At 44.2% G+C, this 22,039-nt stretch carries 17 protein-coding genes, 1 other RNA gene and 2 other annotated features; of the genes, 16 read left to right on the top strand and 2 right to left on the bottom strand.

All coding sequences use genetic code 11. From position 1 onward, the window contains the following. The first annotated feature begins 4 nt into the window (after nucleotides 1-4). From recJ to ssrS, 8 genes are all read left to right on the top strand, one after another. Nucleotides 5-2,320 carry a single-stranded-DNA-specific exonuclease RecJ gene (gene recJ, locus ACFOGI_RS02720; RefSeq protein ID WP_390268020.1) on the top strand — a complete coding sequence of 772 codons (2,316 nt, stop codon included), beginning with the start codon at nucleotides 5-7 and terminating at the stop codon, nucleotides 2,318-2,320. Then, nucleotides 2,310-2,822 (top strand): adenine phosphoribosyltransferase, encoded by a 513-nt coding sequence (locus ACFOGI_RS02715; RefSeq protein WP_390268017.1) that lies wholly within the window; start codon nucleotides 2,310-2,312, stop codon nucleotides 2,820-2,822. Before recJ ends, ACFOGI_RS02715 begins: the two co-directional genes overlap by 11 nt. A gap of 156 nt (nucleotides 2,823-2,978) precedes the next feature. Then, nucleotides 2,979-5,180 (top strand): RelA/SpoT family protein, encoded by a 2,202-nt coding sequence (locus tag ACFOGI_RS02710; RefSeq protein WP_390268014.1) that lies wholly within the window; start codon nucleotides 2,979-2,981, stop codon nucleotides 5,178-5,180. Nucleotides 5,181-5,208: 28 nt separating this feature from the next. Then, a complete protein-coding gene (dtd, locus tag ACFOGI_RS02705; protein ID WP_390268011.1) occupies nucleotides 5,209-5,652 on the top strand; it encodes a D-aminoacyl-tRNA deacylase in 444 nt (147 codons plus the stop codon). Between the two features lie 152 nt (nucleotides 5,653-5,804). Then, complete coding sequence (locus ACFOGI_RS02700; RefSeq protein WP_390268008.1) at nucleotides 5,805-5,978, top strand: hypothetical protein; 174 nt, start codon at nucleotides 5,805-5,807, stop codon at nucleotides 5,976-5,978. Between the two features lie 61 nt (nucleotides 5,979-6,039). Then, nucleotides 6,040-6,262: a binding site (T-box leader), on the top strand. A 54-nt stretch (nucleotides 6,263-6,316) separates the two neighbouring features. Beyond that, nucleotides 6,317-7,606 (top strand): histidine--tRNA ligase, encoded by a 1,290-nt coding sequence (gene hisS / locus ACFOGI_RS02695; protein ID WP_390268005.1) that lies wholly within the window; start codon nucleotides 6,317-6,319, stop codon nucleotides 7,604-7,606. Continuing rightward, nucleotides 7,599-9,374 carry an aspartate--tRNA ligase gene (gene aspS, locus ACFOGI_RS02690; protein ID WP_390268002.1) on the top strand — a complete coding sequence of 592 codons (1,776 nt, stop codon included), beginning with the start codon at nucleotides 7,599-7,601 and terminating at the stop codon, nucleotides 9,372-9,374. Before hisS ends, aspS begins: the two co-directional genes overlap by 8 nt. Before the next feature lie 96 nt (nucleotides 9,375-9,470). Then, nucleotides 9,471-9,660: non-coding RNA, 6S RNA (gene ssrS, locus ACFOGI_RS02685), on the top strand. Between the two features lie 69 nt (nucleotides 9,661-9,729). Here the strand turns inward: ssrS and ACFOGI_RS02680 are convergent. Both ACFOGI_RS02680 and ACFOGI_RS02675 read right to left on the bottom strand, forming a co-directional pair. Beyond that, nucleotides 9,730-10,386, bottom strand: coding sequence for an RsfA family transcriptional regulator (locus ACFOGI_RS02680; RefSeq protein WP_390268000.1), 657 nt, complete (start codon nucleotides 10,384-10,386; stop codon nucleotides 9,730-9,732). Between the two features lie 88 nt (nucleotides 10,387-10,474). Then, on the bottom strand, nucleotides 10,475-11,749 hold the full coding sequence (locus tag ACFOGI_RS02675) for a replication-associated recombination protein A (protein ID WP_390267997.1): 1,275 nt from the start codon (nucleotides 11,747-11,749) through the stop codon (nucleotides 10,475-10,477). 170 nt (nucleotides 11,750-11,919) lie between these two features. Here ACFOGI_RS02675 and cymR point away from each other — a divergent pair, with 170 nt between their 5' ends. The 8 genes from cymR (at nucleotide 11,920) to alaS (ending at nucleotide 22,006) form a co-directional block, all read left to right on the top strand. Further along, on the top strand, nucleotides 11,920-12,339 hold the full coding sequence (cymR, locus tag ACFOGI_RS02670) for a cysteine metabolism transcriptional regulator CymR (RefSeq protein WP_390267994.1): 420 nt from the start codon (nucleotides 11,920-11,922) through the stop codon (nucleotides 12,337-12,339). Between the two features lie 29 nt (nucleotides 12,340-12,368). Next, nucleotides 12,369-13,508 carry a cysteine desulfurase family protein gene (locus ACFOGI_RS02665; RefSeq protein ID WP_390267991.1) on the top strand — a complete coding sequence of 380 codons (1,140 nt, stop codon included), beginning with the start codon at nucleotides 12,369-12,371 and terminating at the stop codon, nucleotides 13,506-13,508. 21 nt (nucleotides 13,509-13,529) lie between these two features. After that, entirely contained in the window at nucleotides 13,530-14,642 is a 1,113-nt protein-coding gene (mnmA, locus tag ACFOGI_RS02660; RefSeq protein ID WP_390267988.1) for a tRNA 2-thiouridine(34) synthase MnmA, read from the top strand. Between the two features lie 11 nt (nucleotides 14,643-14,653). Continuing rightward, on the top strand, nucleotides 14,654-15,316 hold the full coding sequence (locus tag ACFOGI_RS02655; RefSeq protein ID WP_390267985.1) for a tetratricopeptide repeat protein: 663 nt from the start codon (nucleotides 14,654-14,656) through the stop codon (nucleotides 15,314-15,316). Between the two features lie 20 nt (nucleotides 15,317-15,336). Further along, nucleotides 15,337-17,652: an SF1B family DNA helicase RecD2 gene (recD2, locus tag ACFOGI_RS02650; protein WP_390267982.1), complete on the top strand. Its 2,316-nt coding sequence runs from the start codon at nucleotides 15,337-15,339 to the stop codon at nucleotides 17,650-17,652. Nucleotides 17,653-17,720: 68 nt separating this feature from the next. Continuing rightward, the gene (locus ACFOGI_RS02645; protein WP_390267979.1) at nucleotides 17,721-17,903 is read left to right on the top strand and encodes a hypothetical protein; all 183 of its coding nucleotides are present in this window, start codon (nucleotides 17,721-17,723) and stop codon (nucleotides 17,901-17,903) included. A 77-nt stretch (nucleotides 17,904-17,980) separates the two neighbouring features. Then, nucleotides 17,981-19,048: an AI-2E family transporter gene (locus ACFOGI_RS02640; protein WP_390267976.1), complete on the top strand. Its 1,068-nt coding sequence runs from the start codon at nucleotides 17,981-17,983 to the stop codon at nucleotides 19,046-19,048. 51 nt (nucleotides 19,049-19,099) lie between these two features. Further along, nucleotides 19,100-19,313, top strand: a binding site (T-box leader). Nucleotides 19,314-19,366: 53 nt separating this feature from the next. After that, a complete protein-coding gene (gene alaS, locus ACFOGI_RS02635) occupies nucleotides 19,367-22,006 on the top strand; it encodes an alanine--tRNA ligase (protein WP_390267973.1) in 2,640 nt (879 codons plus the stop codon). Nucleotides 22,007-22,039 lie beyond the last annotated feature (33 nt).

Below are 22,039 nucleotides of genomic sequence, written 5' to 3'. Positions count from 1 at the left end.
AATCATGTTACAGAGCAAGGCTAATTGGAAATTAATGGAGATTCAGGGCGATATGGATATGTGGATGGATGATTCAATGAAAATATCACCCGTTGTCAGAGAGCTTCTGCTGCAAAGAGGAATCACTACAGCAGAAGAAGCGGTGGATTTTCTGTCACCCAACCTTGAAAATTTACATAACCCTTTAAATTTTGATTCGATCACAGAGGCTTGCGCCAGAGTTTATAGGGCCGTGGAGAACCAGGAAAAAATACTTGTGTACGGTGATTATGATGCAGATGGAGTATGCTCGACCACGGTCATGCTTAAAGCGCTGAGAGAGTTGGGGGCCGACTGTGATTTTTATATACCAAACCGGTTTACAGAAGGTTATGGGCCGAATGAAGATGCCTTTAAAGAAGCATACAAAAATGGATTCAAACTAATTATAACGGTTGATAATGGAATTGCAGGAGTCAATGAAGCAGAAGTCTTGAAACAGCTTGGAGTAGATCTCATCATCACCGACCACCACGAAGTTCAAGCTGAATTGCCTGAAACCTATGCTATCTTGCATCCAAAGTGCTCACCCAACTATCCTTTTCAGGAATTGGCAGGAGTAGGTGTTGCCTTCAAATTTGCACAACAGCTGCTCGGTTATTTCCCCGAACATCTTCTCCCATTTACGGCCATTGGAACGATAGCAGATCTGGTTCCGTTGGTGGATGAGAATAGGATACTTGCTTACTATGGTCTCCGGCAGCTTTCAGAAACAGCTAATCCCGGGTTGAAGGCGCTCAAGAGTGTGTCAAATATTGAGGGGAACGTCACAGAGGAAGATGTCGGTTTCTTGATAGGACCGCGGATTAATGCGGTCGGAAGACTTCAAGATGCAGACCTTGCAGTTCAATTGTTGATGACGGAGGACCATGTGGAAGCCGCTGAGATTGCAGCAGAAATCGACCGGATAAATCAGGAGAGACAAAAAATAGTCAACCAAATTGCTAAAGAAGCAGAAAATATGACGAATAGGGATCATGGTGTACTCATTGTGGCAAAAGAAGGGTGGAATGAAGGGGTACTCGGAATTGTAGCCTCAAAACTTGTCAGGAAATTCGACCGCCCGGCCATTGTGCTGGCAGTAAAGCCGGAAACCGGTGAAGTCAAGGGGTCAGCTCGAAGTATCCCCTCTTTTGATTTGTTCCGTAATTGTATGAAAATCAGAGAGTATTTCACACATTTTGGTGGCCATTCCCAGGCAGCTGGGATGACCTTTCCACTGGAGAACCTTCCTATTGTCCAGGAAGAGTTGGACCGGTTGATAGCTGAACAGCTGTCGGAAGAAGATTTCAAGCAGGAAATAGAGATTAGCAGAGAACTTGCACTGGCGGAGATCGATGAAGAGCTGGTGCAAGAGATATCCAGGTTGGCTCCGTTCGGCATGAAAAACCCAAAACCGGTTTTCCAACTGAAAGAAATGCCTGCCGATGCCAGACAAATCGGGAGTGCAAAGAATCATCTGAAACTTCAGTTCGAAAGAGAAATGCATCAAGTGGAAGCAATCGGTTTCGGTATGGGAGACCGCTTCGCCCGATTATCACCGGGTTCGCCAGTAACTGTTGCAGGGGAATTGGGGATCAATGAGTGGAACGGAAAAAGAAAAGTCCAGTTGGTTATGAGAGATATGAAGGTAGACGAATGGCAATTATTCGATTATCGTGGAAAGCGCCGAAGGGAAATGGTGCCCTGTATGGATGGTAAAAATCCTCTCGTGATCGGGAACAGCGGTGGTCTTTTGTCCTCGGACATAAAAGAGATTGGGTATGAGCAGGATGTGAGTGGATTACCTAAAGCAGATGTTCTTTATATTTTTGAGCTCCCAGAGAGTCTGGGGCAGCTGGAAGACGTCATCCGGAAAGTACAACCAGAAAATATATGTGTCTGCTATCATATAGAACAGAGTTTATACCTGTCATCCTTTCCAACCCGTGAAGAATTCAAATGGTTATATGGCTTGATTCTGAAAAGGAAGATTCTGAATCAGGATCAAGATATGACGGCGATTACTCGGGCGAAAGGGTGGGACTTAAAACGCATACGATTCATGTTACAAGTGTTTTCTGAGCTTGATTTTGTTAAAATGGATAACGGGTCAATTAAAGTGAATGAAAACCCAGAGAAGAAGGACTTGAAAAACTCACCTTCATATAGATACAGAATGGAGCGCAGCAATATAGAGAAAAAATTGTACTACTCAAATTTTGATGAATTGAAAAGATGGTTCGACCAATGTATGGATGATGTGGGAAGACCTAAGGAGGAAAAGACCTATGGATTATAAAAAGTACGTCAAGATTGTAGAAGACTGGCCGAAAGAGGGAATTAAATTTAAAGATATCACTCCCTTGATGGCTGATGGAGAAGCGTTTAAATCAGCTGTAGATGAGATCGTGGAGTACTCCCGGGAAAAGGACATAGACATTGTAGTGGGACCCGAGGCACGTGGGTTTATCATCGGCTGCCCCGTATCCTATTCATTAGGGGTAGGGTTTGCACCGGTAAGGAAAGAAGGCAAGCTTCCGCGTGAAGTAATCAAAACCGATTACGGCTTGGAATATGGAAATAATGTGCTTACGATTCATAAAGATTCCATAAAGCCGGGACAAAGGGTGCTGATAACCGACGATTTGCTTGCTACTGGCGGGACCATTGAAGCAACCATTAAGCTGGTAGAGGAGCTTGGCGGTGTTGTCGCAGGTTGTGCGTTTATCATTGAACTCAGCTATTTGAACGGTATGGAAAAATTGGAAGGTTACGATGTGTTGAAGCTGATGAGCTATTAACAAAAGAATTGGAGGTCTGGCGATGCTCTCTGCATTTCCAGGCCTTTTGTCGATTCACTGTATAAATTGTAAACTTTCAGTGCTTTTTTGCCTATTTTTTGATAGTATTAGAAAGTATATACCTGATTACATTCAGACAGCGGATAAGGTGATTATATGGCAAAAGATAATATTTTGACAATAGAAGAAGTGATAAGCCGGGCTGGGGAATTCCTTGGCAAGGAGGACACTCGTCTTATTCAGCATGCCTATGATTATGCATCAGAAGCACATAAAGAACAGTACCGGAAATCAGGGGAGCCCTACATCATCCACCCTGTACAGGTTGCAGGAATTCTAGTCGACTTGGAGATGGATGCAGAGACAATTGCAGGTGGGCTTTTACATGATGTTCTGGAAGATACCAACGTCACCTTTGATATGCTGGAGAAAGAGTTTAACGAGGAAGTTGCCATGCTGGTGGACGGAGTGACCAAGCTCGGAAAGATCAAATATAAATCCCGTGAGGCCATTCAGGCGGAGAATCATCGTAAAATGTTCGTAGCGATGGCCAAGGATATCCGAGTAATATTGATCAAACTTGCGGATCGCCTCCATAATATGCGGACATTGAAACATTTGAAACCGGAAAAGCAGAGAAGGATCTCCAATGAAACACTGGAAATTTTTGCTCCGCTAGCCCATCGGTTAGGTATATCCACGATCAAATGGGAACTGGAAGACACCGCACTTAGGTATCTGAATCCACAGCAGTATTACCGGATTGTCCAATTGATGAAACAAAAAAGGGAACAGCGGGAATCTTACATCGAAGGGGTTATGAATGAAGTCGACTCCCAGCTTAAAGAACTCAACATTGAGGCGGACATGTCCGGCCGGCCGAAACATCTTTACAGTATCTATCAGAAGATGGTGAAACAAAATAAGCAGTTCAACGAGATATATGATCTTCTAGCAGTAAGAATCATTGTAGATAGTATCAAGGATTGCTATGCAGTCCTTGGAATCATCCATACATGCTGGAAACCGATGCCGGGAAGGTTCAAGGACTATATAGCTATGCCGAAGCAGAACCTCTACCAATCCCTCCATACCACGGTCATCGGACCTAAAGGGGACCCGCTGGAAGTGCAGATTCGCACCAAGGAAATGCATGAGATAGCCGAATATGGTATTGCTGCACATTGGGCATATAAGGAAGGCAGGCAGCTTGCTAACGGCAAGAAATCGTTTGAGGAAAAGCTGACTTGGTTCAGGGAAATACTCGAGTGGCAATCTGAAACAAATGATGCAGAGGAGTTCATGGAGTCGCTGAAGGTGGACCTCTTTTCCGATATGGTGTATGTATTTACACCGAAAGGAGACGTCATTGAACTTCCATCGGGCTCCATACCTCTTGATTTTGCATATAAAATTCACACGGAAATCGGCAATAAAACTATAGGGGCAAAAGTCAATGGAAAGATGGAACCTCTGGATTATAAACTTAGAAATGGGGATATAGTCGAGGTAATGACGTCCAAGCATTCTTATGGGCCTTCACAGGATTGGTTGAAAATAACGCAGACTTCCCAGGCGAAAAGCAAAATCAAGCAGTTTTTCAAAAAACAGAAGCGGGAAGAAAACATTCTCAAAGGCAAAGAAGCGGTGGAACAGGAGATTCATGAGCTATCTTTCGATCCGAAGGAAGTGTTGACTCAGGAAAATATTCATCGTGTTTGCGAGAAATTCAATTTTTCCAATGAAGATGACATGTATGCTGCTGTCGGTTATCAAGGCATCACCGCCGCAGTGATTGCCACACGTTTGACGGATAAAATCAGAGAAGCGCGTCAGAAGAAGCAGGACCTTGCTCAGACTATCGAGGAAGTCAATACGGATTTCAAGAAGAAGAAGGCTCCTAAAGGAGAGTCGGGGGTTCATGTCGAAGGTGTGGACAACCTGCTCGTGCGTTTGGCAAAATGCTGCAACCCTGTCCCAGGGGACGAAATCATCGGTTATATAACAAAAGGCAGAGGTGTATCTGTCCATCGTGCCGACTGTCCCAATGTCCAGACGGAAGAAGCCAAGCAAAGATATATGCATGTTCAGTGGGAAGGGACCCATACGGACAAGAAACAATATCATGTTGACTTGGAAATATCCGGTTATGACCGGCGTGGTTTATTGAACGAGGTGTTGCAGGGAGTAAATGAAACGAAGACGAATATAACCCATGTAAACGGAAGGTCCGATCGTAATAAGATGGCCATCATTCAGATAACCCTCTTGATCCACAATACCGGTCATCTGAGAAAAATTGTAGAACGCATTAAGCAGATTAAAGATGTATATACCGTAACTAGAACTATTCATTAAACGCATGATGAGGCAAAGGAGCAGCAATATGAAAGCAGTTATACAACGAACAGCCAATGCTAATGTTACCGTCGACAATCAGAAGGTGGGAGAGATTGAAGAAGGGCTGGTGGTCCTCCTTGGTGTCACTCATGAGGATGGCTTGGAGGATGCTGAATATCTGGCCAAAAAAATCACCAATTTAAGGATTTTCGAAGACGACTCAGGGAAGATGAATCGGAGCTTAAAAGATGTCGATGGCAGCTTGTTGTCCATCTCCCAGTTCACTCTCTATGGTGACACAAGAAAAGGGAGGCGGCCTAATTTCATGCAGGCTGCCGGGCCAGAAGCTGCAGAGGAACTGTATGAACAGTTCAATGATTTTGTCCGTAAAGAGAACGTTCCAGTCGAAACAGGAAAATTTGGAGCAATGATGGATGTTCAACTGACAAATAACGGACCGGTGACACTGATCTTGGAGAGTAGGGAGTAGAAGGCTCTTTGATCAAGCGGGACATGCATCCTGGCCATATACCCTAGCTCTTGGGATGTCCTCCATCATTCAATTATTTCTTATTTACCATTTGTCGGATTAAATATTGGGTGTAAGGCAAAGATAATAGAAATGATAATGGAGGGATTCCTATGAGGATGAATGAAAAACATGGGATAACCATCAATGCCACGGATGTAACGGGAATCAACTTTCATCGGTTTATGGAATTGGAAAGCCATGCAACTCATATGGAAATCGCTGAGGAGCTTGGCATATCGCTGGGTGAGGTTCAGCGCCTTAAGAAAAAAGTAAATCGTGCTTGACATTCAAATGTCTACAGATTAACATAATAATCATTCGAAGATTCGTTCAAACTTACCAAAAATGAAGCCGATGATGGAAAGAGTAATCAATCACCCCTGTCAAAGAGAGGAAATGCCAAAGGCTGGAAGCATTTCTGCAACGGGCTTGATGAAAGACATTCCGGAGGACCCATATTGAATCACGAGTAAATATGGGCGTCTTGCAGGCGTTAACTGTGAACGAGCGGATGCTGTTAACAAGGCATCAACTAGGGTGGCAACGCGGGCAAACTCCCGTCCCTTTTATTGAAGGGACGGGAGTTTTTTATATTTACAAGAGGAAGCAGGAGGTAGGAATCATGGCAATGAAAGCACCACGAGGTACCGTGGATATATTACCGGAAAACGCTAAAAAATGGCAGTTTGTTGAGTCGAAAATAAAAGAAGTCTGTGACAGGTACCATTTCAAAGAAATTCGAACACCACTTTTTGAACATACAGAGGTATTCCAACGGGGCGTTGGAGATACTACTGATATTGTCCAAAAGGAAATGTACACGTTTGAAGACAGAGGCGGCAGGAGTCTAACGTTAAGGCCGGAAGGAACAGCTTCGGTTGTCCGTGCTTTTGTTGAAAATAAAATGTTCGGGAACCCGAATCAACCCGTCAAGCTTTATTACTTTGCACAAATGTTTCGGTATGAACGGCCGCAAAAAGGCCGGATGCGCCAACTTAATCAATTCGGGGTAGAGGTGCTGGGAAGTGATAACCCTGCAACGGATGCCGAGGTCATCGATTTGGCGATGACTTGCTATCGAAGCCTTGGTCTGAAATCTCTTAAGCTGGTGATCAATTCACTAGGTGATCAGGAGAGTCGAGAAAATCATCGGAAGGCACTTGTAGATCATTTCAAACCCCATGAACATGAACTTTGCAGGGATTGCCAAAGCAGGCTGGAGAAGAATCCATTGAGAGTACTCGACTGTAAAAAGGACCGTGATCACCCAGCAATGGGAACGGCGCCTTCCATCCTTGAGTATCTGAATGAGGAATCGGAAAACTATTTCAACCAGGTCAAATCGTACTTGACAGCAATGGGGATTGATTATGAAGTAGATAAAAACCTTGTACGCGGCTTGGATTATTATAACCATACAGCATTCGAGATTATGAGCGAAGCAGACGGTTTCGGCGCAATTACCACCCTAGCTGGAGGCGGAAGGTATAATGGACTGGTTGAAGAATTGGATGGACCGGCCACCCCGGGAATCGGATTTGGAATGGGGCTGGAACGTTTACTGATGGCATTGGATGCTGAAAATATCGAAGTTCCTCTCGATGATCAATTGGACTGCTTCTTAATCGCGGTTGGTGAGGAAGCAGAATATGAATCAGTACGTATCCTGCATGATCTGCGAAATAACGGTATTCAAGTAGATAAAGATTACCAGGGAAGAAAAATGAAGGCACAATTTAAAGCAGCAGACCGAAATCAAGCAAAATTCGTTCTGGTGCTCGGAGAAGATGAGCTTCAGAAGCAAATGATCAACATCAAATCGATGGAGACTGGTGACCAAGCGGAAATACCATTAACTGATTTGACGGAGCGTCTTCAACAGATACTTAAAGGGGGAAATATCAGTGAATAATCGTGTTATGGCCGGAACACTCCGGCAGTCACATATTGATCAACATGTTCTACTGAAAGGATGGGTTCAGACACGCAGAGATTTAGGCGGTTTGATTTTCATCGATTTGAGGGACAGGTCGGGGATTGTGCAGGTAGTTTTTAATCCGGACAGCTCCCTGGAGGCTCTTGAAGTTGCCGAGACAGTAAGGACCGAGTATGTCCTGGAAATTGAAGGGAAGGTGGTGCAGCGGGATGAAGCTACTGTCAATCCTGCGATCGAAACGGGAAATATTGAAGTAGTCGTAACAGGTATCGAAGTATTGAACACCTCTAAAACACCACCATTTCCTATCAAAGATGATACGGATGTTGCGGAAGACCTGCGTTTGAAGTACCGCTATATCGATTTGCGACGCAAAGAGTTACAGGAAACATTCAAGCTTCGTCACCGAACAACCCAAGCTATCAGGGATTATCTCAACCAGGACGGTTTTCTGGAGATGGAGACACCCATCCTCACGAAAAGCACACCAGAGGGTGCTCGGGACTATCTAGTTCCGAGCAGAGTCCACCAAGGGGAATTTTATGCACTTCCTCAATCTCCTCAGCTGTTCAAACAGTTGATCATGATGGGCGGATTTGAGAAATATTACCAGATTGCGCGCTGTTTCCGGGACGAAGATTTACGTGCAGACCGCCAGCCTGAGTTTACACAAGTTGATATAGAAACCTCCTTCTTGACGAGCGATGAAATTATGGAAATGACAGAGAAAATGATGAAATATGTCATGAAAGAAGTCAAAGGCATCGATATATCCCTTCCGTTGAAAAGGATGCCATATGATGAAGCAATGGAGCGTTTCGGTTCCGATAAACCGGATACCAGGTTTGGAATGGAATTGATCCATGTGTCTGATATTGTTGCTTCTTCCGATTTCAAAGTATTCAAAGGAGCAGTTGAGTCTGGAGGGAAAGTAGCGTTGCTTAATGTACAAGGACAGGCAGATCACTATTCCCGTAAAGATGTCGATAAGTTGGAAGAGTTTGCTGCTGTATATGGAGCCAAAGGCCTTGCTTGGCTGAAGGTTGATGGGGAGGATGTTAAAGGGCCTATTGCCAAGTTTCTTTCTGATGAGGAAAAATCAAGCATACTATCCAGAGCAGAAGCCCATAGCGGCGATCTACTGTTGTTTGTGGCCGATAAATCCCAAGTAGTCTATGACAGCCTTGGTGCTCTCCGCCTTAAGCTTGGCAAGGAAATGGAACTCATTGATGAAGAAGCCTTTCATTTCCTTTGGGTAACAGATTGGCCATTGCTGGAATATGACGAAGAAGTTGGAAGATATTTTGCCGCCCACCATCCATTCACTTCACCAATGGAAGAGGATATGGAAAAGTTGGCTGACAATCCTGCTGATGTAAGGGCTAATGCCTATGATCTTGTTCTGAACGGGTATGAATTAGGCGGTGGTTCCGTCCGTATCCATCACAAAGAATTGCAGGAACAAATGTTTGAAGCGTTAGGATTCGAGGAAGAAGAAGCAAAGGAACAATTCGGTTTTCTGATGGAGGCTCTCGAACATGGAGCACCCCCTCATGGTGGAGTGGCATTAGGATTGGATCGTATCATCATGCTGTTGGCTGGGCGGAACAATCTTCGAGATACCATTCTCTTCCCGAAAACAGCATCAGCGTCCGACCCGCTTACCGATGCGCCTGGGGAAGTATCTGAGGCTCAATTGGACGAGTTGAATATTCAGCTGAAACAAAAGGCGGAAAAGCAATAAGATCATGCCTGAAAATTCTTTCTATTTTTCGTACCTTCCTTGTTGAACTTCGAAAAATGATGTGTTAATATATATTTACAATCTTAATAATACCAATCAATCCTGATGTGTTCGTCTATGAAAAGTATTTTGACCGAACAACCTTTAACTAGGGAGCTCAATTGGTTTTTGTGTTGCGTGCATGCCTCATACTTACATTTGAGGAAGCACAATATGCACAAAACAGAGCACCCACCTGCCTGGAGCGGGATCAAAACTTCAGATAGACGGCACGATCGGGATTGATGGTGTACATAATGAAAAAATGCCCTGGCCACTCTAAGAGAGTGGCCAGGGCATTTTTCTATACGGCTGGCTAGCTGGAAGTTCCATTGGCCAGTTGCTCAAGATTTCCATTTTTATCCATTCGGAATGCAGGGGAGGAGATCGAACCCTGATCATCCAAAACGGCCATCTTTCTAGCTCTATCCATAATTTGAATAAAGGCCTGATAGTCCTCTTGGATTGTAGTCAACTGCTTTTCTGTCTGTATCAATTGTTTTTCCAGAACAGCAATTTTATCCTTTAACTCTGTATTTTCACTTTCAAGATGTGCTACCGCCGATTTTGATTGATTGGAAGCATCATAGTCTTTTTTTAAGTCTTTCAAAAAATTGATGACCTTATCCATTGTAATTGTCTGTTCTTCAATACTTGGCGTGCTTTCTCCACTCTGGATGTCGGCGCTGGCCGCAATAGCCACTGCCTTTTTGTCTGGTGTGGTCTTCCTGGCAGCCATCGCCCGTTTCTTCTCTTTTCGCTGTCTTTTAGCAAGATCTATAGCATTCTCATATTTCATCCGCACTTCCGCATTCCACCGGAAGCCGCACGCGGCTGAAGTACGGTTCAGTTTATCTCCTACTTCATCGAATGCGTTCAGTTGAGTGCTGCCTTCCCTTATATGCCGCAACACCGTTTCTGCCAATAAAAGGTCGTCTTCATGCGACCAAGCATCCTGTCTCACTTTCACCATCATCTTTCACTCCTTCTCCGTTATAGGCAAATAGATAGATTTCCATGTTTGATTCTATTGTTGCCTCGGTAGGAGGGAATTATACATTTTATTGTTTTTCATTCTGGATCTTATCATAAACTTGTTTCATAGCTTTCTCGAACTTGCCCGTTTCTTTCGGTTGATAATAGTGTCTGTTTTTTATAGAATCAGGCAAGTACTGCTGTGCCGTCCATGCTCCTTCATAATTATGAGGATACTTATATTCCAAACCTCTGCCTAAGGAAGAAGCACCTTTGTAATGGGTATCTTTCAAATGGGCTGGAATTTCGCCGCTTTTGCCGTTGCGAATATCTGCAAGCGCGGCATCCAGTGCTTTGTAGGCTGTATTGGATTTGGGTGATAAGGCAAGTTCCACAATCGCTGTCGCTAACGGTATTCTCGCTTCGGGAAAGCCGAGCCTCTCAGCAGCTTCCACTGCAGCTAGCACACGCGGGCCTGCCTGTGGGTTTGCCAGACCGATATCTTCATAGGCTGTCACTACCAGACGCCGTGCGATACTGTCCAGGTCTCCTGCTTCTATCAAACGTCCCAAGTAATGGAGGGAAGCATCGACATCACTTCCTCGTATGGATTTCTGAAAGGCAGAGAGGACGTCATAATGGGCATCTCCATCTTTATCATGGCTGAAGCTTTTCTTCTGCATACATTCTTCAGCTATTTCGAGCGTCACAACGATTTGGCCTTTCTCATCTTTCGGTGTCGAAGCAGCTGCCAATTCCAAACCGTTCAATGCTCCACGCAGGTCACCGTTGGAGCTTTCTGCAAAATGCTGTAGTGCTTCATCTGTTATTACCAAGTCTTGTTTCCCGTATCCCTTTGTCTCATCGGCAATTGCACGCGTCAGTGCCAGTTTCACATCTTCATGTGTGAGGGGGTGCAATTCAAATAGATGGCATCTGCTCCTTATCGCCGGGTTGATGGAATGATAGGGATTACTGGTTGTACAACCAATCAATGTAATTAGATTACTTTCCAGATGGGGAAGCAAAAAATCCTGTTTTCCTTTGTCAAGCCTATGGACCTCGTCTAGGACAAGCACCATCTGTCCCTGCATCTTTGCTTCTTCCACAGCAATCTCCATATCTTTTTTCTTGTCTGTGACGGCATTTAAATTTTTCACAGGAAGCTGCAGGGTTTTTCCAAGAGCCGTTGCCATGGATGTTTTTCCTGTGCCAGGCGGGCCAAACAGAATCATGGAGGCAAGCCGCCCGGCGCGTACCATCCGATGGAGGATCTTCCCTTTTCCAACGAGATGTTCTTGTCCGATTATTTCATCCATATGCGAAGGTCTCATTCGAAAAGCGAGGGGTTTTTGGTTCATTTTTATCTTCCTTTATAATATAATGTTTATTTGTTCATTTTAACGTTAAAAGTTATATCGATAAAATGCAAGAACCTTGCCATTCATGCTATAATATCATGGATTGCAGTAGATAGTTAAAAAATTAACCATAATATAAGTAAGACTGATGAATAATAGAGGTGTATAGGATGAAAATTTCAACAAAAGGAAGATATGGTTTGACGATTATGATCGTGCTTGCCAAAAACTTCGGGAAAGGCCCGACTTCTCTCAAATCGATTGCCCGGGATAATGATCTGTCAGAACATTATTTGGAGCAGCTGGCTTCTCCTTTGAGAAATGCAGGACTTATCAAAAGTATCCGTGGCGCTTATGGCGGTTATGTATTAGCGAAAGAACCGAAAGAGATAACTGCCGGTGATATCATACGAGTGCTTGAGGGCCCAATCACTCCAGTGGAAGGCATCGAAGAGGAAGAACCTGCAAAACAGGCACTGTGGATGCGTGTTCGAGACGCTGTAAAGGATGTATTGGATACTACCACCTTGGAAGACCTGGCAACCCATAATAATGATGAGCCGCAGGAATCTTACATGTTTTACATTTAACCAACAGAAAGCGGGAAGGAAAGATTTTGATGGAACATATATACTTGGATCATGCTGCAACTGCACCCATGCACAAAGACGTACTGAAGGCTATGTACCCTGTGTATGAGGAAGTTTTCGGCAATCCGTCCAGTGTCCATGCTTTCGGCAGGAAAGCGAGGCAGATGCTGGATCAATCTAGACGGGTACTGGCGGAAAGCGTCCATGCGAATGAGAAGGAGATCATCTTTACAAGTGGTGGAACGGAATCCGATAATATGGCTTTGATTGGTGCTGCCGCCGAAAGAAAGCCTCTAGGCAATCATATTATCACTACGGCCCAGGAACATCACGCGGTTCTTCATGCTGCAGAACATTTAGAAAAGCAGGGGTTCGAGGTTACGTATCTTCCTGTATATGAAGATGGCCGTATCTCGATGGAGGATTTAAAACAATCTCTCACAGAAGATACAATCCTTGTATCGGTAATGTTTGCAAATAATGAGACAGGGGTCATACAGCCGGTGGAGGAAATAGGTAATCTTCTAGCGGGACATCAAGCTTATTTCCATACAGATGCCGTACAAGCATACGGGCTAATCGATATTTCGGTGAAGGATTTGGGTATAGATATGCTGACGGTTTCGTCCCATAAAATAAATGGGCCGAAAGGGATAGGGTTTCTCTATGTCAAAGAAGGAGTGAAGCTGGAAGCACTTCAGTTCGGAGGCGAGCAAGAGCGGAAACGCCGGCCGGGGACTGAAAATGTGCCTGGTGCTGTGGGTTTCAGCAAAGCCGCACAAATTGGGATGGAGCAGAGGGATGATAGAAACCAGCTCTATAAAGGGTATAAAGAATTCTTTTTAAGTGTGCTGGAAGAACACGGCATAGCCTTTGAAGTGAACGGCGATGTTCAGGGGTCTATCGCTTCCATTGTCAATGTGAGCTTCCCTGGTATGAATGTGGAAACCTTGCTGACCAATTTTGACTTGGAAGGTATTGCTGCTTCCAGTGGAAGCGCCTGTACAGCAGGGTCTGTAGAGCCTTCCCATGTTCTTTCCGCGATGTATGGAAAGAACAATGAATGTACGACAAACTCTATCCGATTCAGTTTCGGGTTATTCAATACAGAAAAAAATGTTAAGGAAGCAGCTGCAAGAGTGGCGAAGATCATCAAACGTCTAACTTGACCATAAAGGAAAGTGATATAAATGAAAAATAAAGAAGACACACGTGTGGTTGTCGGTATGAGTGGTGGTGTCGATTCTTCTGTAGCCGCTCTCCTGCTTAAAGAGCAGGGGTATGATGTCGTCGGCATTTTTATGAAGAACTGGGATGATACCGATGAATTTGGTGTATGTACAGCCACAGAGGATTTTGACGATGTTGTACGTGTATGCAATCAATTGGATATTCCCTACTATGCAGTGAATTTTGAGAAACAGTACTGGGATAAAGTGTTTACTTACTTTCTGGATGAATACAAGGCCGGGAGGACACCTAACCCCGATGTCATGTGTAATAAAGAAATAAAGTTCAAAGCATTTCTTGAACATGCACTTTCTCTGGGTGCCGACTACCTGGCTACAGGGCATTATGCGCAGGTGAGGGAAGTGGATGGTCGTGTGGAAATGCTCAGGGGTGTTGATGACAATAAAGACCAAACTTATTTCCTTAATCAACTGTCGGAAGAAGTTCTTTCCAAGGTCATGTTCCCACTAGGGCATCTTCCTAAGTCAGAGGTCAGGGAGATTGCTAAGAAACATGGACTTGCAACTGCTACTAAGAAAGATAGCACTGGAATTTGCTTCATCGGAGAAAGAAACTTCAAAGAATTTCTGAGTGAATATCTTCCAGCACAGCCTGGAGAGATGCAGACCTTGGATGGTGCAGTGAAAGGGCGGCATGATGGGCTCATGTACTACACCCTGGGCCAACGGCAGGGGTTGGGAATTGGTGGTGCAGGCGACCCGTGGTTTGTAGTAGGGAAAAATCTAAAAGATAATATTCTCTATGTGGAACAGGGATTCAGCAATGATAAATTATATTCAGAAGGTTTGATTGCCACTGATATCAACTGGATCAACCCAGATAAAATCACCAACAATTTCAACTGTACAGCAAAATTCCGTTACCGTCAGCACGACAGTGATGTAACTGTTGAACTAATGGTTGATAATAAAGTCCATGTCAGGTTTGCTGAGGACCAACGTGCCATTACACCAGGCCAAGCGGTGGTTTTTTATGATGGAGAGGTATGTTTGGGCGGTGGTACCATCGACCAAGTCATCAAAAACGACCAGGCTATGAATTATGTAGGGTAAGGGGTATTTCAATGGATAAAAATGCACAAGCGATCCAATATATGAAAGAAAATGAATATGAGAAAGCAGCGGAACTGTTTAACGAATTGATTGAAGAGAATCCAGGAGATCCCATCGGCTTTGTGAACTTCGGCAATCTCCTGCTTCATATGAATGATTATCACAGGGCGGAACGGTTCTTTGATAAAGCGCTGGAGCTTGATAATACTACCGCTACCGCCTATTACGGCCTGGGAAACCTTTATTATGAACAGGAAGTGTTTGATCAGGCAGAAAAAAACTATCAAAGGGCAATTGAACTGGGACTTGAGGAAAGTGATGCCTATTTTATGTTGGGGATGATTTTTCAGCAGAATGAACAATTCAAACTAGCAATCCCATACTTTTTGAGAGCAGTCGAACTGTCCCCTGAAGATCATGAAGTTCTGTTCCAATACGGACTCTCCCTTGCGCAGGCAGATTATATCGAAGAAGCAGAAAAAGCCTTCCATAATGTATTGACGCTCGAACAAGAACATAGTGATGCCCATTATAACCTCGGAGTGATATCTCTATACCATGAAGACGCTGAAACTGCTCTCCATCATTTTAAGGAGTCGCTCCGGATTCAGCCTGACCACGTACTTGCTGCAAACGGTAAAAACAGTGTAGAAGAATTGTTGAAGCAGGAATAGAAGAGCAGGGGTTGTTCTTGATGGAAAAAGATAGACAATCAGTTGAAGAGAAAGGCTATATAAAAGGAGAGCTCCTGACTACCATTTTCCATAATGATCAGGAGCGTTTCTCCATTGTAAAAATCCGTGTACAGGAGACCAATGAAGATTTTAAAGAAACTGAGATAGTGGCCAAAGGTTATTTTTCCGGTTTGCAAGAACAGACCGCCTATATTTTTTATGGCCAATTAGAGCGGCACCCTAAGTTCGGAGTGCAGTACCAAGTGAATACTTATCAGACCTTCATTCCCGAGACGAAAGACGGCGTTATAGCCTATCTTTGCAGTGATCTTTTTTATGGAGTCGGCCGGAAGACAGCTGAAAGAATTGTCGAGCACCTTGGGGAACGTGCAATTTCCCGAATATTGGACAACCCTGAGATTCTGGAAGAAGTACCTCAAATGAAAAAAGAAACAAGGGAACAATTGGCCAAGAGCCTTCAAGAAAATCAAGGGTTCGAACATATCGTCGTATATCTTTCCAAATATGGCATAGGGTTGAAGATGGCTCAGAAAATCTATCAGCAATATAAGGAAGATGCTATAGAAGTCCTCAATGAGGACCCCTATAGATATGTATTTGATATAGAAGGTTTCGGTTTCCAGACAGCTGATGATATTGCTAGACAAAATGGACTATCCTTGACACACCCAAACCGGATTGGTGCTGGGTGTATTTATGTTCTGCAGAAAAATGTTCAAAACGGCCATGTATATCTGCCGCTTGATAAATGTATGGAAGAGATGCTGTCCCTGTTGTCCCATGAGTCACTATCTGTCTCGACGATCACCGATCGTCTCGATGAACTGAATACCGACAAAACAATTATCTTGCGGGAGGGGAAGGTATATCTCCCTTCCTTGTATTACGCAGAAGATGGTTTTGCCTCCAATTTAAAACGGTTGATGGACAGTCCTGTGGAACACGAGACGACCGAGGCAGAATTGATGAAAATCATTGGGGATATAGAAGAGGAAGAAACTTTAAGTTACGGCAAGGAGCAGTTTGAAGCCATCAACCAAGCTCTTCATTCCAAGCTGATGATATTGACAGGTGGGCCGGGAACAGGAAAAACGACGGTAGTGAAGGGAATCATCAAGTCCTATGGAGCTGTTCACCAATTATCACTGGATCCGGATGACTATGATAGCCAAGATGAATATCCGTTTATTCTTACAGCCCCGACAGGCAGGGCTGCCAAGCGCCTCAATGAATCGACAGGTCTTCCTGCTCTTACGATTCACCGGTTGCTGGGCTGGGATGGAAACAAAGGCTTCAATAAAGACCAACATGAACAGCTGTCAGGAAAGTTTCTGATTGTCGATGAATTCTCCATGGTCGATACTTGGCTGGCCAACCATCTCTTTAAAGCAATTCCGGATGATATGCAGGTTCTGCTAGTAGGGGATGAGGATCAACTTCCATCTGTAGGACCGGGACAGGTGCTTGCCGACTTACTGGCCAGTGGGCATCTTCCGTCGGTCAGCCTGCATGAGGTCTACCGCCAGAAAGAAGGCTCCAAAATCATACAATTAGCCCATGAGATCAAGAATGGTACGGTTCCATCATTGGATAATGATAAGGATTTCAGCTTTATTCGCTGTCATGAGCCACAAATGCTGGAAGCCGTCACAAAAATATTCGACAGTGCCAAGAACAAAGGGTTGGATCTCCGCGACATCCAAGTGCTTGCTCCAATGTACCGTTCGCAAGCAGGGATAACTGCAATCAACAAGGAATTACAGCGGTTGATTAATCCTAAAACTCCCCGAAAGCGGGAGGTGAAAACCAAGGAAGCAGTTTTCCGTGTGGGCGACAAAGTGCTCCAGCTCGTGAATCAACCAGAAAATGGTGTGTATAATGGTGATATTGGCGAAGTGGTGGCCATCTTCAGAGAAGAAGAGAACACAGAAAATGTGGAACAGCTGGTTATTGAATTTGAGGACAAAGAAGTGGTATATGAACGAAAGGACTATGTGAATATCATGCATGCATATTGTATATCCATTCATAAGTCACAGGGCAGTGAATTTCCAATTGTCATACTTCCCGTCGTATCCGCATACCATCGTATGCTTCGTAAAAATCTGCTTTATACAGCAATAACCAGAAGCAAGGAGTCTTTGATCATTTGTGGGGAGGATGAAGCATTTCTCCGTGGTATCCGGACCGAAGACACCAATCAACGGTATACAACATTGAAGGAGCAGCTGGAATCAAGGATGAACGGGCAAGCCGTTCCTGATCCAGAAGAAATGGATGAGGATGAAGAACTGTCTCCGTATGATTTTATGTAGGAATGTATAAATTTTTCTGTTTCGGGCAAGAATGCCATTATAACTAATCTTCCAGAGGTGAGATTGTGATGCGATGCCCGAATTGTAATGGAAAGGATTTAGGTAGAATCGGCACCCAGCAGTACTACTGTTGGACGTGTTTTATTGAAATGGCAGTAGAAAAAAATAGATTGAGTGTTCATCAAGTCGAATCAGATGGCTCATTAAGCTCTCTTGACGACCTCTTTTCCGAAGAGCAAAGGAAAATATAATATTTTGCCCGGCAGCAATGTATATACGTACTGGCGCGAAAGGCAATGTTTCTTTATGCAGGGGGAGAGAGATAGATATGTTTCGTAATAGAAAGGCCTTGAGCTTTCTGTACTGGCTGATCATCGGCATACTTGTCTTTTTATTTATTTTTCTGCTCTTTCAGCTGTTCCCTTTTTATGCGGCTGTTTTTTCTTTTGTCATCAAACTGCTGGCTCCTTTCCTCGTTTCTTGCTTATTGGCGTACCTGCTCTATCCAATTGTACAAAAACTGCATCAATGGGAGATCCCCAGGAGTGCAGCAATCCTGCTCATTTATATTTTATTCTTTGGCGGGACTTCCTATGCTATTTACCAGGTCTACCCGGCTGTCGTTCATCAACTGCAAGATTTGAATAGACAGCTTCCTGTCTTTATTGATATGTATCAGGAACTTGTTTATCAGTTGTATGAATATACGTCTTTTTTGCCTGAGACTGTCCATGATAAAATGGATCAATGGGTTGCTAGGGTGGAAACAGGAGTGGAAAACCTGCTGGACAAGCTGGTTGGCGGGTTTGCCAAGATTTTTGAGATGGTTGTTTTTTTGACGGTCATCCCCGTCCTGGTCTTTTATTTTTTGAAAGATTACCGGACAATTTCGGGTTTTTTCATCAAGTTGCTTCCTAAGAAATATCGACCTCAAATCAGTCGTATGGCACATGCAATTGATGAGAGTTTAGGCAATTATATACGCGGACAGCTGCTGGTCTGCCTGTTTGTTGGTCTGGCATCATGGATTGCCTTTCAATTCCTTGGGCTGAAATATGCTCTGCTGTTGGCAATCTTCATGGGCATTACCAATATCATCCCTTATTTTGGCCCGATTATTGGTGCGGTTCCGGCAGTGGCTATTGCTTTGACCATGTCGAGCCATCTGGTTATCTTTGTTTTGCTCGCTGTTTTCATTGTACAGGTGATAGAAGGAAATCTCCTTTCCCCTTATATAGTCGGCAAGAGTATTGATATCCACCCGGTGGCCATCATTTTCATCCTGCTGCTTGGTGGACAGTTATTCGGAATTGCCGGGATGATTATTGCGGTGCCTGCACTGACAATCGGAAAGGTTGTCATTCGGCATTTGATAGCACTTCGGGCTTATGATTGACATCGGCTGCAAAGTTTTCTATAATATCGCTTAGATTAGCACTTTCATATGATCAACACGCTGAAGGTTATGAGTACATGGTTAACGATTGATAAGAGAGGGATTTTCGAGGCTGAAAAAAATCCTGGATGCTGGGCCATGGAAAGCTGGACCGGAGTACGGTTAATACCCGTCGGTTTCATACCGTTAACATGTTACAAGTGATGAACAGATTTGTATTCTGTTCATAATTAGGGTGGTACCGCGATAGAATCTCGTCCCTGCAACAGTATGCAGAGAGGAGATTTTTTTATTTACATAAAAGAAGGAGGATTTTACATGAAGACATTATCATCTGCCGAAGTCAGGCAAATGTTCATCGATTTTTTTAAAGAGAAAGGCCATCGGGTGGAGCCGAGCGCGTCCCTTGTCCCGAAAGATGATCCGACACTGCTCTGGATCAATAGCGGAGTTGCCACACTGAAAAAGTATTTTGACGGGCGTGTCATCCCGGACAACCCAAGATTGGTTAACGCCCAAAAATCTATCCGTACCAATGATATCGAAAACGTCGGGTTCACAGCGAGACACCATACGTTTTTCGAGATGCTCGGAAACTTTTCCATTGGTGACTATTTTAAAAAAGAGGCAATTGCTTGGGCATGGGAGTTTCTTACAAGTGAAAAATGGATAGGATTTGATGAGGAACTGCTTTCTGTCACTGTCCATCCCGAGGATGATGAAGCGTATGAATTCTGGCTCCATGATATAGGACTTCCGAAAGAACGTATTATTCGTCTGGAAGAAAATTTCTGGGATATCGGAGAGGGACCAAGTGGCCCCAATACAGAGATATTCTATGACCGTGGGGAAAAATACGGTAATGATCCAAACGACCCCGAGTTGTATCCTGGTGGTGAAAATGAACGCTATCTGGAAATCTGGAATTTAGTATTTTCCCAGTTCAACCACAATCCAGATGATACCTATACACCACTGCCAAAGAAAAATATTGATACTGGTATGGGTCTTGAACGGATGGTTTCCGTTATCCAGGATGTACCAACCAACTTTGAGACAGACCTATTTATGCCCATCATACGGAAAACAGAGGAACTAGCCACCACTTCTTATGGCAATAGCAAAGAGGGCGATACAGCGTTCAAAGTAATTGCCGATCATATCAGAACAGTAAGTTTTGCAGTCGGTGATGGAGCGGTACCATCCAATGAAGGCAGAGGCTATGTATTAAGGAGACTTCTCCGGCGTGCCGTACGTTTTGCTAAGGAAGTCGGAATTGAAAAGCCGTTCATGTATGAATTGGTCGAAACAGTAGGGGACATTATGAAGGACTTCTACCCGCAAGTCCTAGATAAGCAGGAATTCATTGAAAATATTGTGAAGGTAGAGGAAGAGAGGTTCCATGAGACCTTGAACGATGGCCTTCAGATCCTTACGACTATCATGGAAGAAGAAAAAGCGAAGGAAAGCACGCTTTTCCCTGGTGAGGAAGTATTTCGTCTTTATGACACCTATGGATTTCCAAAGGAATTGACAGAAGAGTATGTACAGGATCAGGGATTCACGATCGATGAAGAGGGTTTCCGTCGGGAAATGGAGAAACAGCGGGAACGTGCCAGAAACGCGCGTCAGAAAGTGGATTCCATGCAGGTACAAGACGGAGCTCTGAGTGACATAGATGTCGCAAGTGACTTTGTAGGTTACGGCAGTTTGGAGACACATACAGAAATTTCCGCCATCGTCGAGGGTAAAGAGACTGCTGAACAGGCAGCTGCAGGAGCGGAGGTATATCTGTTCTTAAAAGAGACGCCTTTTTACGCTGAAAGCGGCGGCCAGATAGCTGATAATGGCTGGATATATACTGATAATGCTTCAGCCTACGTTAAGGATGTTCAAAAGTCGCCGAAAGGACAGCATGTGCACAGGGTAGAGATCAAAGAAGGTACATTCCAGACGGGAGACAAAGTAAGAGCGATGGTGGATAGTAAGTTCCGATCTTCCATCATTAAAAATCATACAGCTACCCACCTGCTGCACCAGGCTCTTAAGGACGTGTTGGGTACTCATGTAAATCAAGCAGGTTCTCTGGTGACACCAGACCGTCTACGCTTTGATTTTTCCCATTTCAGCAGTGTTTCCAACGAGGAGCTCCAACAGATAGAGCAGATGGTAAATGAGAAAGTTTGGAATTCCTTGCCACTCCATATTGACAACAAGCGTCTGGAAGAAGCGAAAGAAATGGGGGCTATGGCACTGTTCGGCGAAAAGTATGGAGATGTTGTAAGGGTCGTTCAAATTGGGGATTACAGCATTGAATTATGCGGTGGCTGCCACGTCAGGAATACATCCGAAATCGGGATCTTCAAAATTGTGGCCGAAAGCGGGATAGGTGCAGGAACAAGAAGGATTGAAGCTGTCACTAGCAGACAGGCTTACGAGTTTCTGAATGATAAGCTTGCACTCTTGCAGAGCTCCGCCAATCTAGTCAAATCTTCGGAGGACCATCTGCCGGAACGAATTGAAGGGCTATTTACAGAAATCCAGTCCTTGAAGAAAGAAAATGAGTCGTTAAATGCGAAAATGTCGAATCTGGAAGCGGCATCCATACTCGATCAGGTAGAAACAATTGAGGGCGTGCCTCTATTGGCAAAGAAGGTCAATGTAAAGGATATGAACCAACTTAGGAACATGGTGGATGATTTGAAACAGAAATTGGAATCGGGAATCATCCTGCTGGCAGCCGAAAATAACGAAAAGGTGCAGCTTGCTGCCGGTGTGTCCAAAGATCTTGTTGGGAAAGGATTCCATGCCGGCAACCTGATCAAGCAGGCAGCAACGATTTGCGGCGGTGGCGGCGGCGGCCGTCCCGATATGGCCCAAGCGGGAGGAAAAGATCCCGAAAAAATCGAGGATGCTCTTCATGCTGCCAAAGATCATATTAAAGGTAATAGCATGTAAGCTGAATGATAAGATCTATGGAAAAACATATAA

The sequence above is a fragment of the Virgibacillus xinjiangensis genome (genome assembly GCF_042643145.1).
Classification (GTDB): Bacteria; Bacillota; Bacilli; order Bacillales; family Amphibacillaceae; genus Virgibacillus_O; species Virgibacillus_O xinjiangensis.
The sequence above is the reverse complement of the archived record's forward strand: the minus strand, read 5'-3'. Positions and strand labels throughout refer to the sequence as shown.